The following is a 19,521-nucleotide window of genomic DNA, read 5'->3' on the forward strand; positions in this document are numbered from 1 at the left end:
AGGACGCCGCCGCCCTCGGCGAGCTCGATGCCGGATCCGGGTGGGACTCCGAGCGCTGGGAAGACATGCTGGATGACTACTTCGACGAACACGACGACATCGGCACCGGCCCGGACGCCCGCGGCCCGGGCCTGCTGATCATCACCGAGGACACCGCTATGTGGAAGGTCCGGCAGATCTTCGAGGACCCGGCCGGCAACCACGACTGGGGCATCTCCGCGGAGGTGGATCTCGCGGCATCCGACGAGACCGGCACCGCCGTCGTGCGGGTGACGGACGTGAACCGGCTCTAGGCTTGCCGGTAACCTTGGTCCGGCAGCTCCGGGGCGCCCCGGGTAAACTCGAACGATGAGTGTAATCCGGCCCGCGACAGCGAACGACGTCCCCGCAATCCTGCAGATGATCCATGATCTGGCAATCTACGAGAGGGAACCGGACGCCGTCCGGAATACCCCCGGGATGCTGACCGAGGCCCTGTTTGGCGAGAACCCGCGGGTGTTCGCGGCGATGGCCGAAAACGAGGACGGGGACGTCCGGGGCTTCGCTCTCTGGTTCCTGAACTACTCCACCTGGGAGGGCGTCCACGGCATTTATCTGGAGGACCTCTACGTCCGGCCCGAGGCCCGCGGCGAAGGCCACGGCAAGGCACTCCTGCAGCACCTGGCCGCCACCGCCGTCGACCGCGGCTACGCGCGCGTCGAGTGGAGTGTGCTGGACTGGAACGAGCCCTCCATCGATTTCTACAGGAGGCTCGGCGCCGCCCCGATGGACGGGTGGTCCACCTTCCGGCTCACCGGCGAGGCGCTGGAAGCCTTTGGCGCCACCCGTAACGTCCCGGCCCGTGGCTGACCTGCCTGTGATCGGGTCCGGCGCCGCGGATCTGCTGGAGGCTGCGCGGCCCACGGTCCCCCACACCATCAAGGCCCGGCACGAGTACCGCGGAATGCGCACCGCGGAACACTACTTCGAGGTGCCGCTGGACCACTTCGGTGACGGGCCGGCCGGCGAGACCGTCACCGCCTTTGCCCGCGAATACGTCTCCACCGACCACAGCGCGGAAGAAACGGCCCAGCTCCCGTGGCTGCTCTACCTCCAGGGCGGTCCCGGCGGGCGCGGCAACCGTCTTCCGGCGCTCGGGGGCTGGACCAAGGCCGCCGCGAGGGACTTCCGCATCCTCATGCTGGACCAGCGCGGCACCGGCCTGTCGTCCCCCATCGACCGCAAAACGCTGCCGCTGCGCGGGACCGAGGCCGACCAGGCGGATTACCTGGCGCACTTCCGGGCGGATTCGATCGTCGCCGACGCCGAGGCGATCCGGCTGGCCCTGGGCTCCGGGCCCTGGACAATCTACGGCCAGAGCTACGGCGGCTTCTGTGCGCTCAGCTACCTTTCCTTCGCCCCCGAGGGCCTGCGTGAAGCCCTGATCACCGGCGGCCTCGCGCCGCTCTCGGGGCCAGCGGACCGGGTCTACCAGTCCACGTTCCGCCGGGTGGCGGCGCGCAACGCCGAATACTTCGGACGGTATCCCGAGGACCGGGGGGCGGTCACCCGGATCGCCCGGCATCTCCGCGGGACGGAGGAATTCCTGCCCGACGGCGAACGGCTCACCGTGGAACGCTTCCAGATGGTCGGGTCCTTCCTGGGCGGAAACACCAGGGTGGATGCCCTGCACCACCTGCTGGAGGATGCCTTCGTGGCCACACCCGGCGGCGGCCGGCTTTCGGACGCTTTCCTTGACCAGGTCCGCGGGACGGTGTCCAGGTCCGGCAACCCGCTGTACGCGCTGATGCACGAATCCATCTACGGCCAGGGCGAGTCCACGGACTGGGCCGCGTGGCGGGTGCTGCAGGACTTCCCGGAGTTCTCCCCGGACGCCCCCGAGCCGCTGCTCACCGGCGAAATGGTCTACCCCTGGTACTTTGAGCAGGATCCCGCCCTCCGGCCGCTGCGGAGCGTTGCCCGGCTCCTTGCCGAAAAGGACGACTGGTCCCCGCTCTACGATCCCGACCGGCTCGCGCTCAACACCGTGCCGGTGGCCGCCGCCGTGTACAGCGAGGACATCTACGTCGACCGCGATCTCTCGCTCGAGACGGCCGCGGCCGTCCGCGGCCTGCAGGTCTGGGAGTCGGCGGACTTCCACCATGACGGCATCGCGGACGACGGGGAGGGCATCTTCTCCCGTCTGCTGGGCTTGACCCGCTCCGTCCGGGACTGAGCCAGTACGGAAAAAGCGGAGCGGACCGGGGCCTGGGCTACGGCGCCTGGGCCGCCGCTGATGCGCTGCGGCCTTGCCCGGCGGCGCGGAGGGCAACGGCTAATACCACCGCCGCGACGGCAGCGGCCGCCAAGTTGAGGCCCTGGTAGCCGACGCCGGCCATCACCAGTCCGGAGAACCCGGCGCCGACCGCGCCGGCGATCCCCATCATGGTGTCCGAGACCCCCTGGACGAGGACGCGGTCGTCGGCGCTGACGCTTTCGGCGAGCAGGGTGGAACCGGCGATGGTGGCCGCGGACCAGCCCAGCCCGAGCAGTACCAGGCCGGCCGTTACCAGGGCCGGCTGGGCCTGGCCGAAACCGGCCACGAGGACAGACAACAGGATCAGGCCGTGGCCCAGCAGGATGACCGGGAGCCGGCCGGCCTTGTCCGTCAGCCAGCCCATGACCGGCGAGAGCGCGTACATCCCGGCGATGTGCAACGAGATGGTGAATCCGATCAGGACCAGCACGTCGGTGCTGGCGGCGTGGGCGTGGCCGGCCGGCATGCCGGCCGGGGGTCCCTCGGTCAGCAGTTGCAGGTGCAGGGGTGTCATCGACATCACGGCGGCCATACAGCCGTGCGCCGCAATAACGGCGACGAGGGCCAGCGCGGCCCGCGGCGCGTCGCGGATGGCGCGCATGCCATGGCGGAGGCCGCGCCGCCGTCGGGTGCTGTCAGTGACCGTGCCCGTGGCAGTGGCTCTGGCGCTGCCTCCGGCTGCGGGCGGCTGCCCGCCGGAGCCGAGCCGGGCGGCCAGCAGCAACGGATCCGGGCGCAGGCCGACGAGCAGCAGCAAAGCGGCCAGTGCCAGCCCCGCCGTGGAGAAGACAAAGGGCCCGGCCAGCGCCGGCAGGCCGAGGGCCTCCCCCAGGAGGGCACCGGGCCGGATCAGGTTCGGGCCGGCGACAGCGCCGATGGTCACGGCCCACACCACGATCGCCAGGGAACGGCCGCGGTGTTCCGGTTCGGCGAGGTCGACGGCGGCGAAGCGGGCCTGCAGGTTGGCGGCCGTGCCGAGTCCCAGCAGGGCCGCGGCGAGCAGCAGCACCGGGAAGCTGCCCGTGACCGTTGCGACGATCACCAGCAGGGCCCCGGCCATGGCGGAGAGCAGACCCGTGACGAGGGAGGCCCGCCGGCCATGCCGTCCGGCGAGCCCGGCGAGGGGCAGGGCTGCCGCCGCGGCTCCGAGGGTCATGGTGGTGGTGACTGAGCCGGCCCAGGCGTTCGAGCCGGAGAGCTGGACCGCCAGCAGGGACCCGACGGACAGGCTGGCCCCGCTGCCCACCCCACTGAGGAGCTGGGCCGTACTCAGCACCCACACGGTACGGCGCTGGACCCGTTGCGTGTCCAGCGCCGTACCGTGTACTGCTGCAGCGTCAAAGATTTTCACGGTCCGAGCTTAGCCGAACCGCGGGGCTACTCGGCGTCGCTCAGGCTCTTGCGGGAGTCCTCTTCCAGCCGCGCGTCCAGCTTCGACTGTGAGGACCTGGAGCTGATCAGGCTGGCGATGACGGCGACGATGATGGTGCCGATGATCACCCCGAGGGAGACGTACGTCGGTATCTCGGGCGCCCACTCGATGTGCTGGCCGCCGTTGATGAAGGGCAGTTCGTTGACGTGCATGGCGTGCAGGACCAGCTTCACGCCGATGAACGCGAGGATCACCGAGAGTGCGTGCTTCAGGTAGATCAGGCGTGTCATCAGGCCGCCGAGCAGGAAGTACAGCTGGCGCAGGCCCATCAGCGCGAAAATGTTGGCGGTGAAAACAATAAAGGCGCTCTGGGTCAGGCCGAAGATGGCCGGGATCGAGTCCACCGCGAAGAGCAGGTCCGTGAGGCCGATGGTCACGAACACGATCAGCATGGGGGTGAAGACCTTCTTGCCGTCGACGACGGTGCGGAGCTTGCCGCCGTCGAACTTCTCCGACATGGGCAGGACCTTGCGGATCCGGGCGATGAGCGGGTTTTCCTTGTCCTCTTCATCCTCACCGTCGTCCTGGGCCTGCTTCCAGGCGGTCCAGAGCAGGAAGACACCGAAGATGTAGAAGACCCAACTGAACTGTTCGATCACGATGGCGCCGAGGAGGATGAAAATGCCGCGGAGGATCAGCGCGATGATGATGCCGACCATCAGCACTTCCTGCTGGTACTTACGGGGTACCGAGAAGCGGGCCATGATGATGATGAAGACGAACAGGTTGTCGATGCTGAGGCTGTATTCCGTGACCCAGCCGGCGATGAACTGCCCGCCGTACTCCGGGCCCGTGAAGGCGAACATGGCTCCGGCGAAAAGCAGGGCGAGGCCAATGTAGAAGGAGACCCACAGGCCGGCTTCCTTCATGGAGGGCTCGTGCGGACGTTTAAGGACCAGCAGCAGGTCAATAGCCAGGATGATGCCGAGAACGACAAAGGAGCCGATCTCGAACCAGACGGGAAGTTCGGGCACGAAGAAACCTTTCGCAGGGTGTGACTCATCGGTGTAAGTCTCTCCGACTGGCCTGCATGTCCGGTACGACGTACCTGGTACTGCGTGGCTGCCCGCTACGCCCGGCAGGGCATCTGTGCCATACGTGTTGACGATCGTAGCGCTTGGGATACTCCCCTACGTCTGACCAACGTTACCCTAAGCGTGCCCGGCAGCCTGCATCTGGCGCAGTTCCTTCTTCAGCTCGCCCACCTCGTCACGCAGCCGGGCGGCGAGCTCGAACTGGAGCTCCCCGGCGGCGGCGTGCATCTGTTCGGTCAGTTGCTCGATCAGGCCCACGAGGTCCTCGGCCGGTGCAGCCGCCAGGCCGTCCGCCCGCACCTTGGTGGCGCCCTTGCCCTTGCCGCGTGCCTTGCCGGCGTTGGCGAGGAGTTCGCGGGTGTCGGCGTCCTCCTTGGCGATTTGGTCGGTGATGTCGGCGATCTTCTTCCGCAGCGGTTGCGGGTCGATTCCCTTTTCGGTGTTGTACGCCACCTGGATGGCGCGGCGCCGGTTGGTCTCGTCGATGGCGTGCGCCATCGAGTCGGTGATCCGGTCCGCGTACATGTGCACCTGGCCGGAGACGTTGCGGGCGGCACGGCCGATGGTCTGGATCAGCGAGGTCGACGAGCGCAGGAAGCCTTCCTTGTCCGCGTCGAGGATGCTCACCAGCGACACCTCGGGCAGGTCCAGTCCTTCGCGGAGCAGGTTGATGCCCACCAGCACGTCGAAGACGCCCATCCGGAGTTCGCGGAGCAGCTCCACCCGGCGCAGGGTGTCCACGTCCGAGTGCAGGTATTCGACCTTCACGCCGTGGCCCAGCAGGTAGTCGGTGAGGTCCTCGGCCATCCGCTTGGTCAGGGTGGTGACCAGGACACGCTCGTTCTTTGCCGTGCGGGTCTTGATTTCCCCGAGCAGGTCATCGATCTGGCCCTTGGTGGGCTTGACGACGATCTCGGGGTCGATCAGCCCGGTGGGCCGGATGATCTGCTGCACGAACCCGTCAGCCTTGCCGAGCTCATACTTGCCCGGCGTGGCGGAGAGGTACACGGTCTGGCCCACGCGGTCCTGGAACTCGTCCCACTTCAGCGGCCGGTTGTCCATGGCGGAGGGCAGCCGGAAGCCGTGGTCCACGAGGTTCCGTTTGCGGGACATGTCGCCCTCGTACATCGCGCCGATCTGCGGCACCGTGACGTGTGATTCGTCGATCACCAGGAGGAAGTCGTCCGGGAAGTAGTCGATGAGGCAGTGCGGTGCGGTTCCGCGGGCGCGGCCGTCGATGTGGCTGGAGTAGTTCTCGATGCCGTTGCAGAAGCCCATCTGCTGCATCATTTCGAGGTCGTAGGTGGTGCGCATCCGCAGACGCTGCGCCTCCACCAGCTTGTTCTGGCTCTCCAGGACCTGGAGCCGCTCGGCGAGTTCGTCTTCGATCCGCGTGATCGCCCGGCCCATGCGTTCCGGACCGGCCACGTAGTGCGAGGCCGGGAAGACGTACATCTCGGTCTCATCCCGGATGATTTCCCCGGTGAGCGGATGCAGGGTGTAGATGTTCTCGATCTCATCGCCAAAGAACTCGATCCGGATCGCCAGTTCCTCGTACATCGGGATGATTTCCACGGTGTCGCCGCGGACCCGGAACGTGCCGCGGTGGAAGTCCATGTCGTTGCGGGAGTACTGCATGGAAACGAATTTCCGGAGCAGGTCATCGCGGTTCATTTGGGCGCCCTTGCGGAGCGTCACCATGCCGGCGATGTACTCTTCCGGGGTGCCCAGGCCATAGATGCAGGACACGGTGGCGACCACGATCACGTCCCGGCGGGTCAGCAGCGCGTTGGTGGCGGAGTGCCGGAGCCGTTCGACTTCCTCGTTGACGGATGAGTCCTTCTCGATGAAGGTGTCAGTCTGCGCCACGTAGGCTTCCGGCTGGTAGTAGTCGTAGTAGGAGACGAAGTACTCGACGGCGTTGTTCGGAAGCAGCTCGCGGAATTCGTTGACGAGCTGAGCGGCGAGGGTCTTGTTCTGCACCATCACCAGGGTGGGCCGCTGGACCTGTTCGATCAGCCACGCCGTCGTCGCGCTCTTGCCGGTACCGGTGGCACCGAGCAGCACCACGTCCTTCTCGCCGTTCTTGATGCGTTCGGTCAGTTCAGCGATCGCGGCCGGCTGGTCGCCGGCCGGCTGGAACTCGCTGATGACCTCGAAGGGCGCCACGACACGGTTGATCTGCTGGGCAAGGCTCATGTATCTAATCTACCGCCGGGCTCTGACAGGATGTCCTGATTCAGCTTTGGGCGGTACCGGGGCCGGTCCGGCGTGGTCCCGGTACCGGTCCCGGTACCGGTGCCGGTGCCGTGTCGGGGACGGCCTCCGGTCCCCGTTCCGGCGCGGGGGTGATGTACGGTGGCGGCTGCCAGCCGGTGTGCCGCGCCCAAGCGTCCATCCGCGGCGCCGCGTAGTTGGCGAACCAGCCTTCCTTGTCGGCGGCGTAGCCCGCGGTGGATTTGTCCACGCCGTGGAGTTTGGCGACGCGGCACTTCTCGGCCAGGTAGTCGGCGCGGGCGGCCGCATCGTCCCGCAGCCAGTCCCGGAAGCACAGCGCGAACCGCCAGCCGGGGGACCCCACCGCGCGGACATGGACGTTGACCGCCCGCCCGGGGTCAGCATTTCCGTGCATCCGCTTCCGCCAGTCCGCCGGGTCCGGGTGGGAGGCCTTGGGGTTGTCGGAAGTGATCCCGGGCCAGCCGGGGAAGCCGGCGTCGGCGAGCAGCGGCGCGATCCGTTCCGCCGCGGCCATGTCCTCCACGCCGAGCTGGAGGTCGAGCACGTCCTTGGCGTCGAGCCCGGGGACAGCCGTGGACCCGACATGGTCCAGGGCCAGGATGTCCTGAGGGGCGGCGGCGCGCAGCCGCGCCATGAGCCGGCCGGCCTGCGCGGGCCAGTCCGGGTTGGCGGGCCTGAGCACCGGGCCGCCGGTGCGCGGTGCGAGGCGGTGCCCGGCCAGATTCCCGGCGAACGGCGCCAGCCGGAACTTCCAGAGCCGGTCCACCGCGTCCTGGAGTTCGGCCTTTGACCCCGAGTTGTCCAGGACGACGTCGGCCGCGGCCAGCCGGCCCTCCCGCGTGGCCTGGGCGGCCATCCTGGCCCGGGCTTCCTCGACCGTCAGGTGCCGGTGCTGCACCATGCGCTGCACCCGGACATCGTCGGGGGCGTCCACCACCACCACGAGATGGAAATTGGCGCCCTGGCCGGTTTCGACCAGCAGCGGGATGTCCTGGACCACGACGGCGCCTTTGGCGGCGGCGGCGGCCAGCTCGGCGGCGCGTTCCCGCACGAGGGGATGGATGATGCCGTTGAGCACCGCGAGGCGTTCCGGGTTGCCAAAGACGAGGCCGCCGAGCTTGGGCCGGTCCAGGCCGCCGTCGGACGCCAGGATGGCATTGCTGAAGGCCTCGACGACCCTGGCAAGTCCCGGCGTTCCGGGTTCCACGACCTCACGGGCCAGCGCGTCGGCGTCGATCACCACCGCCCCGAGTTCGCGCAGGCGCGCGGCAGCCACTGACTTGCCTGAGGCGATGCCGCCCGTCAACCCAATTTTCAGCACCCCACCAGACTAAACTGATCCGGTGGCTGATGATGCGGTTTTCCCGGAGAGCAGGGCCACCGTTTACACCACGCTGGCGGCTGGCCGCCAGTTCCGCCACGAGGTCGAGGTCAGGCGTTCCCGCTTCATCACCGTGCTGCACCGCACCGCGGATGAGGAGAGCGCCCGGTCGGTCCTCGCCGGGCTGCGGCGGGAATTCCACGACGCCCGGCATCACTGCTCCGCCTTCGTACTCGGCCCGGACCGCGATGTGCAGCGCTCCAACGACGACGGCGAGCCGTCCGGCACGGCGGGCCTCCCGATGCTCGACGCGCTGCTGAAACGTGAAACCGCGCCCGGTGTGACGGACCTCAGCGACGTGACCGCCGTCGTCGTGCGCTATTTCGGCGGGATCCTGCTCGGCGCCGGCGGTCTCGTCCGGGCTTACTCCGAATCCGTGACCGCCGCCCTGGACCGGGCCCCGCTGGTGCAGCGCCGCCGGCTGCGGATCTGCGCGGTGATGGTGCCGCACACGGCGGCCGGACGGCTGGAGAACGACCTGCGCGCCGCGGGATATGTGATGGCCGAAACCAGTTATGAGGCGCAGACTACTGTCCTGAGACTTGCGCTGCCGGATGACCGGGCGGACCTGCGCAGGGCAGCTGAACGGCTCGCCGCCCTGTCGGCTGGCACCGCGGAATTGCTGCCTGGAGAAACGGAGTGGATCGATGTCCCCCTCGGCTGAGCCTTCCCCCGCCGCTGTCCGGCTCGTCGACGTCTCCGACACTGTCCTGGAGCGGCTCCTGACCGTGGCGATCCAGGACGCCGACGCCGACGAGGTGACGCCTCCGCTGGGCAGCGCCGCCGGCTGGAATTCGGAACGGATCAGCTGGTTCCGCGAATACCACCATGCGGCGGCAGGGCTCGACGGCCCCGCGCGGCAGAAAAGCTGGGCCATCAGCGCCGACGGGGAACTCGCGGGATCAATCAGGCTCAAGCGGACCGGGGCGGACTCGCTGGAAACGGGGATCTGGCTGGGCCGCGGCTTCCGCGGCCACGGCATCGCCCGGGCTGCCCTTCGTCTCGTGATCGACCGGGCCGCCGCAACAGGCGCCGAAATACTCGAGGCCGACACCACCGCAGGAAACACCGCGGCACTGGCCCTCCTGCGCTCAGCCGGGGCCGTGCTCGAGGAGGGCGAAGCGGCCGGAGACGCCACAGTCCCGGTCAAAGCCAGGATCCGGCTGCGCTAAGGTCCGCGCCTGCGCATACCGCCCGACTTCCCCAGTGGACATGCCCCACCCTTGAGTCCATCGCCACGACTGGACATGCCCCACCCTGGCCACCACGGCTGGACATAATCCCCTTATGCCCATCGGCCGGGCCGACGACTGGACATGTCCTACCTTTGAGTCCATCGCCACGACTGGACATGCCCCACCTTTGCCACAGCGGCTGGTCATAATCCCCTTATGCCCATCGGCCGGTCCGACGACTGGACATGTCCATAACCGGACCCTGGCGCGAAGTGTGGTCCCCGAGCTCAGGTTCGCGACGGAACCGGCTCCGTCGCGGAGAAGCCCGGACTCACACGGCCGCCCCGGCGCTATTGTGCTATTTCCCAAATGTGGCCGCCTGGGTCGCGGAAAGTGGCCGTTCGGATCCCCCAGGGACGGTCCATCGGACCATTGAGGAGCTCGACGCCGCGGCTCGCCAGTTCGGCGCACATGGCGTCGACGTTGTCGACCTCGATGGTGAACTGCATCCGGGATCCCGCCTCGGGGGCTGCCACGATGGCGGGTCCGATAAGCTCCGGAGCTTCGGAGGATTTCAACAGGTTGATCATGGTGTTCGCGAACTTGAACACGGCCGAAGCATCATCCTCGAAGGCTACCGGCAGGCCGAACACGTCTTGGTAGAAGCGCTTGGCAACCGGCAGATCCTCGACAAACAGGGTGATGGCACCGATACCTCTCGGCCATGGCCCTGCGACTGCTGAGTCCGCCGTGCCAGTACTTCCCGAAATCTCAACCATGATCGCTCCCCCATAGTGTGTTCCGTACACTCAACCCGCCTAGTCTGAACGCCTCACCAGACGGCGTCAATGATTCCAGCCGTCACGCGCCCGAGTCGCCGGCTGGCATGCCCAGTCCCCGGAATCGCTGTTGGACATAATGCCAAGATGCCCAGGGACCGCTGCCAGGACTGGGCATGCCCACCCGGCGCCTCGGACTCCGCGGCTGGCGCATGCCCCGCCGCCGAGCCCACGGTTGGACATAGTGCCCATATGTCCAGTGGCCTGCCCGGGGACTGGGCATGTACCCCGGGATGAGCGCCCGCCACTGGGCATGTCCCCCCGGGATGAGCGCCCGCGGGGCATGTCCCCGGAAACGAAAAGTGACCGCCCCAGCAGGGACGGCCACCTTCACGGTGCTACTTCAAGCTACCAACTGCCAAGCCCCGGGGAGCGGACTCCCCGGGAACTGTGGGCAATTAGTTGCCGGTCAGCTTCTCGCGCAGTGCTGCAAGAGCCTCGTCGGAAGCGAGCGTGCCGCCACCGGTGTTGGACTCGGCTGCAGCCGGCTCGGAGGAGTAGCTGGTGGTGCCGGAGTCGCTCTCGCCGGACGTTGCAGCTGCAGCGTCGTCGGCAGCGTGCTGGGCAACCTGCTTCTTGTGGGCTTCCCAGCGGGTCTGGGCGTGAGCGTACTGCTGCTCCCAGGCGGCGCGCTGTGTCTCGTAGCCTTCAAGCCACTCGTTGGACTCCGGATCGAAGCCCTCCGGGTACTTGTAGTTGCCCTCTTCGTCATACTCAGCGGCCATGCCGTAGAGAGCCGGATCGAATTCGGTGGACTCGGCGTCGACGCCCTCGTTGGCCTGCTTGAGGGACAGCGAGATGCGGCGGCGTTCGAGGTCGATGTCGATGACCTTGACGAACAGCTCGTCACCAACGGAGACAACCTGCTCGGCCAGCTCAACGTGGCGCGCGGCGAGCTCGGAGATGTGGACCAGGCCCTCGATGCCGTCTTCAACGCGAACGAACGCGCCGAACGGAACCAGCTTGGTGACCTTACCCGGCACAACCTGCCCGAGGGCGTGGGTGCGGGCGAAGGTCTGCCACGGATCTTCCTGCGTAGCCTTGAGCGACAGGGACACACGCTCGCGGTCCAGGTCGACCTCGAGAACCTCGACGGTGACTTCCTGGCCAACTTCGACAACCTCGGACGGGTGGTCGATGTGCTTCCAGGACAGCTCGGAAACGTGAACGAGGCCGTCTACGCCGCCCAGATCCACGAAGGCACCGAAGTTGACGATGGAGGAAACGACGCCGGGACGGACCTGGCCCTTTTCCAGCTTGTTGAGGAACGTGGAGCGGACCTCGGACTGGGTCTGCTCGAGCCATGCACGGCGGGACAGCACAACGTTGTTGCGGTTCTTGTCCAGCTCGATGATTTTGGCTTCGATCTTCTGACCGATGTACGGAGCAAGGTCGCGCACACGGCGCATCTCGACGAGGGACGCCGGCAGGAAGCCGCGCAGACCGATGTCGAGGATAAGACCACCCTTGACAACCTCGATGACGGTACCGGTGACGACACCGTCTTCTTCCTTGACCTTCTCGATGTCGCCCCAGGCACGCTCGTACTGAGCGCGCTTCTTGGAGAGGATCAGGCGGCCTTCTTTGTCTTCCTTGGTGAGCACCAGGGCTTCGACGAGATCGCCAACGGAGACGACGTCTCCGGGATCAACATCGTGCTTGATGGACAGCTCGCGGGAGGGAATGACACCTTCGGTCTTGTAACCGATGTCGAGCAGAACTTCATCGCGGTCGACCTTGACGACGGTACCTTCGACGAGGTCTCCGTCGTTGAAGTACTTGATGGTGGCGTCGACTGCTGCGAGGAAGTCCTCAGCGGTACCGATGTCGTTAATCGCGACTACGGGGGTACCGGGCTTCTCGGTGGAGGTGATGGTCATGTAGTAGGGGCTCCGTTGTGGATAGTTAGTCGGTCAGGCAAACCGCTGCGCCCGCGTCGGCGACACGGGCACAGAACACGGCATATCGCCGGGTCATCCTGATTTGTGGATTGTAGATGCGCGCACGTAGTACACGCCCGTTTAGTCTAGTCGTATACGTGAACGCGGGTCAAAGCGCAACGGGTTGGTTGGGACCCGTTTAGAAGTGCGTCAGGCAGTGCGGTGCACGTTCGACGGCGAACATGAGTCGCGCCGTCAGCGCCGCCCCCGGTGCGTGCTCGGTTATCCGTCCGGCGGCTGCCAGCGTCACCGGGCAGACTGCGCCCAGATAGACGGAACCGAGCTCGGCAACGTCGAGGGAAAGCTCTGGAACGGCGCCGTCCGGAGCGGCCGCAACCCGTGCCTCGCCGCCGGTGACGGTCAGCGTGAACGTGCCTTCCGCGAAGCCCAGGGCATCGGTGACGCGCAGGACCAGGCTGCCGTCGGAGGAGTAACGCCGCGCGCCAAGGGCCTTGGCCGTGTCAAGGATGCGGAGCCAGAGCATGTCGCTGTTCTCGGAGGACTCGATGCAGCGCGGGTCCTCAAGCGCCCACGTCAGCGGATCGTCGACGGGAGCTTCGGCCCAGGTGACCCGCTGAATCAGGTCGAGGCTGCCAAGGAACTGCCAGAGGTCCAGGTAGCCGGAATCGGTTGCCGCCACGAGGTCGATGACTTCCATGGTGTGGGGTTTGGTGTCCCAGCCGGAGAACTTGTAGGCCACATAGCCATCAATGCTTCCGTCGGCGTCGTAGTGCAGGGCGCACCTGATCGATTCGTCCTCCGCGCCGTCCTGGCCCAGGGTTCCGGAGCTGCGCTGCCGGTAGGCATCCTGCCGCACGATTGAGCCCGGGGTGACGCGGTGGACGCGTTCGAATACCACCGGAGCCAGCTCCAGCAGGACTTTCCGGTCGGCGATTTCCACCGAGCCCGACGGTGTGTGCCTCAGCCGGAACCGCGGCCCGGTGTCGACCTTGGTGCTGCGTTCGAAGGTTGCGACGCCAAAGCCGAACCGGCCGTAGATCGACGCTTCCGAGGCCGTCAGCGCCGCGATGGCCAGGCCGTCGGCTTTGGACGCGGCGAGGTCCTCGGTCATCATCCGGCGCAGGATCCCCTGCCGGCGGTGGGTTCCGCGGACGGTCACGGCGGTGATCAGCTGTGCTTCGAGCTGACGGCCGTAGCCGATGTTGAGGTCCTTGCGCAGGGTCCCGAAGGTCGCGACCGGGATCTCTGCCGGGAGGGAGCGGCCCGCCACGGCGCCGGTCTGGTAGACCCCGGTCATCTCGCGGTTGTCCACCCGGTACATGGTCATGACCTTGTCGACAAACTCTTCCTTGTGCCGCTCGTCGTAGAACCCGACGCCGACGCCGCGCAGCCAGTCCACCCCCAGCGCGTAGCCGGGTTCGGCTTTGTCGGCCGCGCGGAACCGACGGATCTCATACTTCTCTGCCATGTAGTTCTCCCCCTAGAAATCCTGACAGCGCCCAACGACTAAGCGCCCAACCACTCACGCCCAAAGATGCAGGGCGTCAGTGCCCCGCTTCGTACCAGCTGGAGCCGATGCCGATCTGCACGTCCAGCGGAACGGTCAGCTGCGCCGCCGAGCCCATCTGTTCCGTCACCAGCTGCTCCACGGCTTCCCGCTCGCCGTGCGCCACTTCGAGGACCAGTTCATCATGGACCTGCAGCAGCATGCGCGATTTCAGGCCCTGTTCGGCCAGTGCGCCGGAGACTCCAAGCATGGCGCGTTTGATGATGTCCGCGGCCGAACCCTGGATCGGGGAGTTCAACGCCACCCGTTCCGCGATTTCGCGCAGCTGGCGGTCGGTGCTGGTCAGGTCCGGAAGGTAGCGGCGCCGACCCTCGATCGTGGCGGTGTAACCGTCGATCCGTGCCTGTTCCACCACGCCGCGGAGGTAGTCACGGACCGCGCCGAAACGCTCGAAGTACTCCTTCATCAGCGTCCGGGCCTCGTCCACGGAAATTTCGAGCTGTTTGGACAGGCCGAAGGACGTCAGCCCGTAAGCCAGGCCATAGGACATCGCCTTGACCTTGGACCGCATCGCACTCGTGACCTCGGCCGGGGGGACGTGGAAGATGTGCGATCCGACGAAGCGGTGCAGGTCCTCGCCCTCCTGGTACGCCTGGATCAGACCGGGGTCGCCGGAGAGGTGCGCCATGATCCGCATTTCGATCTGCGAATAGTCCGCCGAAAGCAGGCAGTCGTAGCCCTCGCTCACCACGAAGATGCTGCGGACCCGACGGCCTTCCTCACTGCGGATGGGGATGTTCTGCAGGTTCGGATTGTTCGAGGAGATACGCCCGGTGGCGGCGACATTCTGGGCATAGGTGGTGTGGATCCGGCCGTCCTCGGCGACGGACTTCTTCAATGATTCGATCATCTGCCGCAGCTTCGCGGATTCACGGTGCGCCATGAGCTGGACCAGGAATTCGTGGCCGGTCTTCTCCAGCAGCGTCTTCAGCGATGCGGCGTCCGTGGTGTAGCCGGACTTGATCTTCTTGGTCTTGGGCAGCCCCAGTTCCTCGAAGAGCACGGTCTGCAGCTGCTTGGGCGAGCCGAGGTTCACTTCGTGGCCGATCGCGGCGAACGCGAGTTCCTGGGCGTTGTCGATTACCTTGGCGAGGTCGGCGAGCTGTTCGTTCATCCGCTCCATCGACACGCCGATGCCATCGAGTTCCATCCGGGCCAGCACCCGGCTGACCGGAAGCTCCAGGCTGGTCAGCAGCTCCTGCGCCTTCCGGACCCTCAGTTCCGTTTCGAAGTGCTGGCTCAGGGCAAACACGACGGCGGCCTGCTGCACGAGCGCGCCGGCGGAGGCGTCATCCTCTCCCCCGAAGGAAAGCTCCAGCTGGCCCGTCTTCGCGGCCGCGGTGGAGATACTCATCTTCAGGTGGTGCTGCGCGAGCTCGGCAAGCTCGTAACTGCGCCGGTCCGGCTGGATCAGGTAGCCGGATATTGACGTGTCATCCACGACGCCGTCCAGGCCCAGGCCCCGGGCAGTGAAAGCCTTCAGGGCGGCCTTGAATCCGTGCGTGACCTTCGCCGCCTCCGGGTCCAGCAGCCAGCCGGCCAGCACGGCCTCGGCCTCGGCGTCCAGCACCGTGAGGTCGATGTACGCGGCTGCGTCGCCGCGGAGCACGGCAATGGCCGGGGCGTCGTCGGCAATCCGCCCGGGAGCGAAGTCAACGGCAAGGGCCGAGCGGTGGTCCTTGCCGGCGTCGAAGAAGGCCTTGAGTTCCGCAGCGGCGCTGAGCGCGGAGAACTCGGGGACCTCGATGCTGTCCTGTCCGGCATCCCCGGAGTCGCCGGCGTAGAGCGCGAACAACCGGGGGCGGAGCGTCTTGAACTCCAGCCGGTCAAAGATCTCCTCGATCGCGTCATTGTCCGGGCGCGGCTCCTCCAGCTCCTTGAGCGAGACGGGCAGCTCCAGATCCGTGAGAAGGCGGTTCAGCCGGCGGTTCCGCTTGACGGAGTCGATGTGCTCCCGGAGCGCGTCGCCGACTTTGCCGCCGATCGAGTCAAGGTTCGCCAGGATGCCTTCCAGTCCCCCGTACTGGTTGATCCACTTCGCGGCGGTTTTGGGCCCGACGCCCGGCACGCCGGGAAGGTTGTCCGCAGACTCCCCGACCAGGGCGGCAAGGTCTGAATACTGCGGGGGCGTCACGAAGTACTTGGTCTCGATGGCCTCGGCGTTCATCCGGGGAATGTTGCTGACGCCGATCTTCGGGTAGAGCACAAAGACGTTGTCCGTGATGAGCTGGAAGGTGTCGCGGTCGCCGGAGACGAGCAGCACCTCGTATCCCGCGGCTTCGCCCTGGGCTGCCAGCGTGGCCAGAATGTCGTCGGCTTCGAAGCCGGGCATGCTGATGGTCTTGATACCCCAGGCGGTCATGACCTTTTCGATCAGGTCAATCTGCCCGCTGAATTCCCGGGGCGTCTCGTTCCGCCCGCCTTTGTAGCCGTCGTATTCGGCTTTACGGAACGTCGTGTCATCGGAGACATCGAATGCCACGGCGACGTGGGTGGGCTTCTGCTCCTTGATCAGGTTGATCAGCATCGAGGTGAAGCCGTGGACCGCGTTGGTGTGCTGGCCGGTCGACGTGGCGAAGTTCTCGGCCGGCAGGGCGTAGAAGGCCCGGAAGGCCATGGAGTGTCCGTCGAGCACCATCAGCCGGGGCTGGTCGGTAATCGGGACCACCGGGGCCTCGGTCGCGGAAACCTCCGCGGCAGGGCGGCGGCGTTTCTTCACGGGCTCAGCCACAAGGACCGGCGGGGCGGCCGTAGCCGGTGCGGTGCCAGCGGCAGTTCCAGGTGCGGTGTCTGCTGAAGTCTCCACTGCGGAGGGGGAAGGGGCCGGTTTGGTAGTTTCACTCACAGGTGCCAGCCTAGTTCCCATGATGGACAATTTCACGCCGGGCCCGTACGCGGCCGAACTGGCGGCCGCCGGGATTCCCGAGGAAATGCACGACTGGCTGGGGCAATACGGCGTGGGTGCCCTGGTGGTGAAGATGGGGATCCAGTTCCTGGAGATGAGTCCCGAGCGGACGGTGGGCACCATGCCGGTGGAAGGCAACACCCAGGTGGCCGGCATCCTGCACGGCGGCGCCCACGTGGTCCTGGCCGAGACCCTTGGTTCCTTTGCCGCCGGCATGCACGCCGGTCCGAAGCGCCAGGCACTGGGGATCGACGTCAGCGCGACGCATCACCGGGCCATCACGACGGGCACCGTGACCGGGACGTGCACGGCAATCCACCTCGGGCGGACCCTGACAACCCATGAGATCGTCCTGACGGACGAAAGCGGCCGCCGGCTGTCTACGGCCCGCATCACTAACCTGATCCGCGACATCGCCGGGTAGGCACGACGCAGGGTAGGCGCGACGCAGGGTAGGCGCGACGCCGGGGATCCGCTACGCCGGAATGCTCCCGAAACGGTAATGCAGCTCCACGATGCCCCGCCCCATGGTGTGCGAGGAGATCAACTCCAGGGGCGCCGTCGGCCGGGAAAGGGGCAGGACCGCCTTGCCGCTGCCCAGCACGACGGGAATGATCGAAATGATGATCTCGTCCAGCGCGGAGGCATCGGCAAACTGGGCCGCGAGCACCCCGCCGCCGACGATCCAGACGTTCCGGTCTCCCGCTGTGGCACGGAGGTCCTCGACGAATTCGGCCACGGGGCCGCGGACAAAGGTCACGTCCGCGCCTTGGGGCGCTGAGTGTTCGTGGTGCGTGAACACCCAGCACGGCGTGGTGGGGTACGGCCAGTTGCCGGGCTCGTGCTTCCTCAGCCAGGCGTAGGTTTCGCCACCCATCACGATGCAGCCGACGTCCGCCATAAAGGCGTTGTAGCTTTCCTTGCCGCCGGCGAAGCCGTCGAACTGGAGCAACCAGTCCAGGTTGTCATCGGAGGTGGCGATGAATCCGTCCAGCGAGGACGCCACAAAATACTGGAAACCAGGCATGTCCCCAGCCTAGCCACTCCGGGCCGGGGTGCCCATCCTGCGCGCCGGGCGCAGGATGGTATCCGAACTGAGAGTGGACAATGGCCTCCACGTCGGGGCGGGGGCCCCGCAGGGGCGGGGAGCGGCGCCGGCTACTTGCCGAAGTAGGGAATGATCAGGTACAGCCCGAACATCACGGCGAGGCCGCACAGGGCGAAGCACACGACGGCGAGCGGCCGTACCCAGACCGGCTTTCGTTCACTGACGTCACCGGCAATCGCGGTCAGGCGGACACCCAGGGAGTACAGGACCACGACAGTCACTGCCGCGATGAGCGTTGCACCCGCCACTTGAACCAGTTCCAGCCACTTCATGACAGCCCATCCTTCTGCTCGCCCTTGATGCCGCTGACGGCCTGCTCGTGTTTGAAGTCGCTGACAACCTGCTCGTGTTTGAAGTCGCTGACAACCTGCTCGTGTTTGAAGTCGCTGACAACCTGCTCGTCCTTGATGCCACTAATGGCCTCGTCCTTGGCGCGGCTGGCGGCAACCGTTTTCCTCTTCCTGCGGAACTGCACGGCCTGGCCGGCTTCCTCGACCTCGACAGCGTTGTGGTGGCCGACACGCGACTTCTTGGAGTGGAGGAACATGTAGGTCACGGCGGCGGTGCCGGCCACGGCGGCGATGATGACGCCTACGACGCCGGTTTTCACAAGAAGGGCGGTGAGGGCACCCACGATCCCGGCGGCGGGGAGGGTGAACAGCCAGCCGAGCGCAATCTTTCCGGCTGTTCCCCACTGGACGGTGGTGCCGCGGCGGCCCATGCCCGAGCCGATCACGGAGCCGGAGGCAACCTGGGTGGTGGACAGTGCAAACCCCAGGTGCGAGGAGGCAAGGATGGCTGATGCCGTGCTGCTTTCGGCCGCGAAGCCCTGGGCGGGTTTGACGTCGGTGAGACCGGATCCCATGGTGCGGATGATCCTCCACCCGCCGGAGTAGGTGCCGATCGCGATGGCAAGAGCGCAGGTGGTGATGACCCAGACCTGCGGTCCGGAGCCGGGCTGCTGGAGGCCGGCGGAGATCAGCACGAGGGTGATGATGCCCATGGTCTTCTGTGCGTCGTTGGTGCCATGGGCGAGGGCCACAAGGCTGGAGGTGAAGATCTGGCCGGTGCGGAAGCCTCCGCGCTTCTGCGTGAGCTTGCTGCCGGATTCCGGGTCGTGGCGGGAAGTCAGCGTGTACGCCAGCTTCGTGCACAGGTAGGCGACACCGCCGGCGATGATGGGCGCGAAGACCGCGGGCAGGATGACCTTCTGCAGGAGGCTCTCGAAGTTGATCGAGTGGATGCCGATCCCTGCGATGGCGGCGCCGATCAGGCCGCCGAAGAGTGCGTGCGAGGAGCTCGACGGAAGTCCCTTGAGCCAGGTGATCATGTTCCAGAGGATGGCGCCCATCAGTCCCGCGAAGATGATCTCCGGGGTGATCTGGATGCCGTCCGATCCTTCCTTGATGATGCCGCCGGACACGGTCTTGGCCACTTCCGTGGAAAGAAAGGCCCCCAACAGGTTCAGCACCGCCGCGAGGGCGACTGCCGTTTTGGGTTTGATTGCACCGGTGGCGATGGGGGTGGCCATCGCGTTGGCCGTGTCATGAAATCCATTGGTGAAGTCAAAAAAAAGCGCCAGCGATATTACTAGCGCCACCATAATGGTGATTTCCACCTGTTGCCCAATCTGCAGAGTCGACGG

17 protein-coding genes are annotated in these 19,521 nt (G+C 66.6%); 6 read left to right on the forward strand and 11 right to left on the reverse strand.

Features of this window, described 5'->3' with window-relative positions; translation table 11 throughout:
- The 3 genes from BJQ90_RS21440 to BJQ90_RS21450 form a co-directional block, all read left to right on the forward strand.
- The coding region (locus tag BJQ90_RS21440; protein ID WP_226762194.1) for a DUF3516 domain-containing protein at positions 1-293 on the forward strand (293 nt) is incomplete at its 5' end.
- 55 nt (positions 294-348) lie between these two features.
- Complete coding sequence (locus BJQ90_RS21445; protein WP_226762195.1) at positions 349-849, forward strand: GNAT family N-acetyltransferase; 501 nt, start codon at positions 349-351, stop codon at positions 847-849.
- A 94-nt stretch (positions 850-943) separates the two neighbouring features.
- Entirely contained in the window at positions 944-2,215 is a 1,272-nt protein-coding gene (locus tag BJQ90_RS21450; protein ID WP_226762255.1) for an alpha/beta fold hydrolase, read from the forward strand.
- A 37-nt stretch (positions 2,216-2,252) separates the two neighbouring features.
- Here BJQ90_RS21450 and BJQ90_RS21455 read toward each other — a convergent pair whose 3' ends face one another.
- The 4 genes from BJQ90_RS21455 to coaE all read right to left on the reverse strand — a co-directional run bounded on the left by BJQ90_RS21455 (position 2,253) and on the right by coaE (position 8,321).
- Positions 2,253-3,647: an MFS transporter gene (locus BJQ90_RS21455; RefSeq protein WP_226762196.1), complete on the reverse strand. Its 1,395-nt coding sequence runs from the start codon at positions 3,645-3,647 to the stop codon at positions 2,253-2,255.
- 26 nt (positions 3,648-3,673) lie between these two features.
- Entirely contained in the window at positions 3,674-4,702 is a 1,029-nt protein-coding gene (locus BJQ90_RS21460; protein WP_226762197.1) for a TerC family protein, read from the reverse strand.
- Between the two features lie 177 nt (positions 4,703-4,879).
- Positions 4,880-6,961 (reverse strand): excinuclease ABC subunit UvrB, encoded by a 2,082-nt coding sequence (gene uvrB / locus BJQ90_RS21465; protein ID WP_226762198.1) that lies wholly within the window; start codon positions 6,959-6,961, stop codon positions 4,880-4,882.
- A 40-nt stretch (positions 6,962-7,001) separates the two neighbouring features.
- Positions 7,002-8,321 (reverse strand): dephospho-CoA kinase, encoded by a 1,320-nt coding sequence (gene coaE, locus BJQ90_RS21470; protein WP_226762199.1) that lies wholly within the window; start codon positions 8,319-8,321, stop codon positions 7,002-7,004.
- A gap of 22 nt (positions 8,322-8,343) precedes the next feature.
- Between coaE and BJQ90_RS21475 the strand changes: the two genes are divergently transcribed.
- Together BJQ90_RS21475 and BJQ90_RS21480 are read left to right on the forward strand one after the other, a co-directional pair.
- A complete protein-coding gene (locus BJQ90_RS21475) occupies positions 8,344-9,045 on the forward strand; it encodes an IMPACT family protein (protein WP_226762200.1) in 702 nt (233 codons plus the stop codon).
- On the forward strand, positions 9,029-9,553 hold the full coding sequence (locus BJQ90_RS21480; RefSeq protein ID WP_226762201.1) for a GNAT family N-acetyltransferase: 525 nt from the start codon (positions 9,029-9,031) through the stop codon (positions 9,551-9,553). Before BJQ90_RS21475 ends, BJQ90_RS21480 begins: the two co-directional genes overlap by 17 nt.
- A 353-nt stretch (positions 9,554-9,906) precedes the next feature.
- On the opposite strand, the gene BJQ90_RS21485 is transcribed toward BJQ90_RS21480, so the two are convergent.
- The 4 genes from BJQ90_RS21485 to polA all read right to left on the reverse strand — a co-directional run bounded on the left by BJQ90_RS21485 (position 9,907) and on the right by polA (position 16,480).
- On the reverse strand, positions 9,907-10,335 hold the full coding sequence (locus BJQ90_RS21485) for a VOC family protein (RefSeq protein ID WP_226762202.1): 429 nt from the start codon (positions 10,333-10,335) through the stop codon (positions 9,907-9,909).
- A gap of 458 nt (positions 10,336-10,793) precedes the next feature.
- Positions 10,794-12,275, reverse strand: coding sequence for a 30S ribosomal protein S1 (gene rpsA, locus BJQ90_RS21490; protein WP_226762203.1), 1,482 nt, complete (start codon positions 12,273-12,275; stop codon positions 10,794-10,796).
- 199 nt (positions 12,276-12,474) lie between these two features.
- The gene (locus BJQ90_RS21495) at positions 12,475-13,764 is read right to left on the reverse strand and encodes a GNAT family N-acetyltransferase (protein WP_226762204.1); all 1,290 of its coding nucleotides are present in this window, start codon (positions 13,762-13,764) and stop codon (positions 12,475-12,477) included.
- A 76-nt stretch (positions 13,765-13,840) separates the two neighbouring features.
- The gene (gene polA, locus BJQ90_RS21500) at positions 13,841-16,480 is read right to left on the reverse strand and encodes a DNA polymerase I (RefSeq protein ID WP_413463731.1); all 2,640 of its coding nucleotides are present in this window, start codon (positions 16,478-16,480) and stop codon (positions 13,841-13,843) included.
- Between the two features lie 247 nt (positions 16,481-16,727).
- Here polA and BJQ90_RS21505 point away from each other — a divergent pair, with 247 nt between their 5' ends.
- Positions 16,728-17,192, forward strand: coding sequence for a hotdog fold thioesterase (locus BJQ90_RS21505; protein ID WP_226762205.1), 465 nt, complete (start codon positions 16,728-16,730; stop codon positions 17,190-17,192).
- A gap of 51 nt (positions 17,193-17,243) precedes the next feature.
- On the opposite strand, the gene BJQ90_RS21510 is transcribed toward BJQ90_RS21505, so the two are convergent.
- The 3 genes from BJQ90_RS21510 to BJQ90_RS21520 all read right to left on the reverse strand — a co-directional run bounded on the left by BJQ90_RS21510 (position 17,244) and on the right by BJQ90_RS21520 (position 19,494).
- Positions 17,244-17,795, reverse strand: a complete 552-nt coding sequence (locus tag BJQ90_RS21510; protein WP_226762206.1) for a dihydrofolate reductase family protein — start codon at positions 17,793-17,795, stop codon at positions 17,244-17,246.
- Positions 17,796-17,926: 131 nt separating this feature from the next.
- The gene (locus tag BJQ90_RS21515) at positions 17,927-18,148 is read right to left on the reverse strand and encodes a hypothetical protein (RefSeq protein ID WP_226762207.1); all 222 of its coding nucleotides are present in this window, start codon (positions 18,146-18,148) and stop codon (positions 17,927-17,929) included.
- Positions 18,145-19,494, reverse strand: coding sequence for an inorganic phosphate transporter (locus BJQ90_RS21520; RefSeq protein ID WP_319004677.1), 1,350 nt, complete (start codon positions 19,492-19,494; stop codon positions 18,145-18,147). The genes BJQ90_RS21515 and BJQ90_RS21520 overlap by 4 nt, the downstream gene beginning before the upstream one ends.
- Between the last annotated feature and the right edge of the window lie 27 nt (positions 19,495-19,521).

This window comes from Arthrobacter sp. SO3 (assembly GCF_020532825.1).
In the GTDB taxonomy this organism is placed as follows: Bacteria; Actinomycetota; Actinomycetes; order Actinomycetales; family Micrococcaceae; genus Arthrobacter.

What these genes read in the sequence shown, in the direction of transcription:
- BJQ90_RS21485 (WP_226762202.1), bottom strand. Translation starts at nt 10,335, where the DNA reads ATGGTTGAGATTTCGGGAAGTACTGGCACGGCGGACTCAGCAGTCGCA.
- BJQ90_RS21445 (WP_226762195.1), top strand. Translation starts at nt 349, where the DNA reads ATGAGTGTAATCCGGCCCGCGACAGCGAACGACGTCCCCGCAATCCTG.
- polA (WP_413463731.1), bottom strand. Translation starts at nt 16,480, where the DNA reads ATGGCCTTCCGGGCCTTCTACGCCCTGCCGGCCGAGAACTTCGCCACG.
- BJQ90_RS21515 (WP_226762207.1), bottom strand. Translation starts at nt 18,148, where the DNA reads ATGAAGTGGCTGGAACTGGTTCAAGTGGCGGGTGCAACGCTCATCGCG.
- rpsA (WP_226762203.1), bottom strand. Translation starts at nt 12,275, where the DNA reads ATGACCATCACCTCCACCGAGAAGCCCGGTACCCCCGTAGTCGCGATT.
- BJQ90_RS21510 (WP_226762206.1), bottom strand. Translation starts at nt 17,795, where the DNA reads ATGCCTGGTTTCCAGTATTTTGTGGCGTCCTCGCTGGACGGATTCATC.
- BJQ90_RS21495 (WP_226762204.1), bottom strand. Translation starts at nt 13,764, where the DNA reads ATGGCAGAGAAGTATGAGATCCGTCGGTTCCGCGCGGCCGACAAAGCC.
- uvrB (WP_226762198.1), bottom strand. Translation starts at nt 6,961, where the DNA reads ATGAGCCTTGCCCAGCAGATCAACCGTGTCGTGGCGCCCTTCGAGGTC.
- BJQ90_RS21480 (WP_226762201.1), top strand. Translation starts at nt 9,029, where the DNA reads ATGTCCCCCTCGGCTGAGCCTTCCCCCGCCGCTGTCCGGCTCGTCGAC.
- BJQ90_RS21505 (WP_226762205.1), top strand. Translation starts at nt 16,728, where the DNA reads ATGATGGACAATTTCACGCCGGGCCCGTACGCGGCCGAACTGGCGGCC.
- BJQ90_RS21450 (WP_226762255.1), top strand. Translation starts at nt 944, where the DNA reads ATGCGCACCGCGGAACACTACTTCGAGGTGCCGCTGGACCACTTCGGT.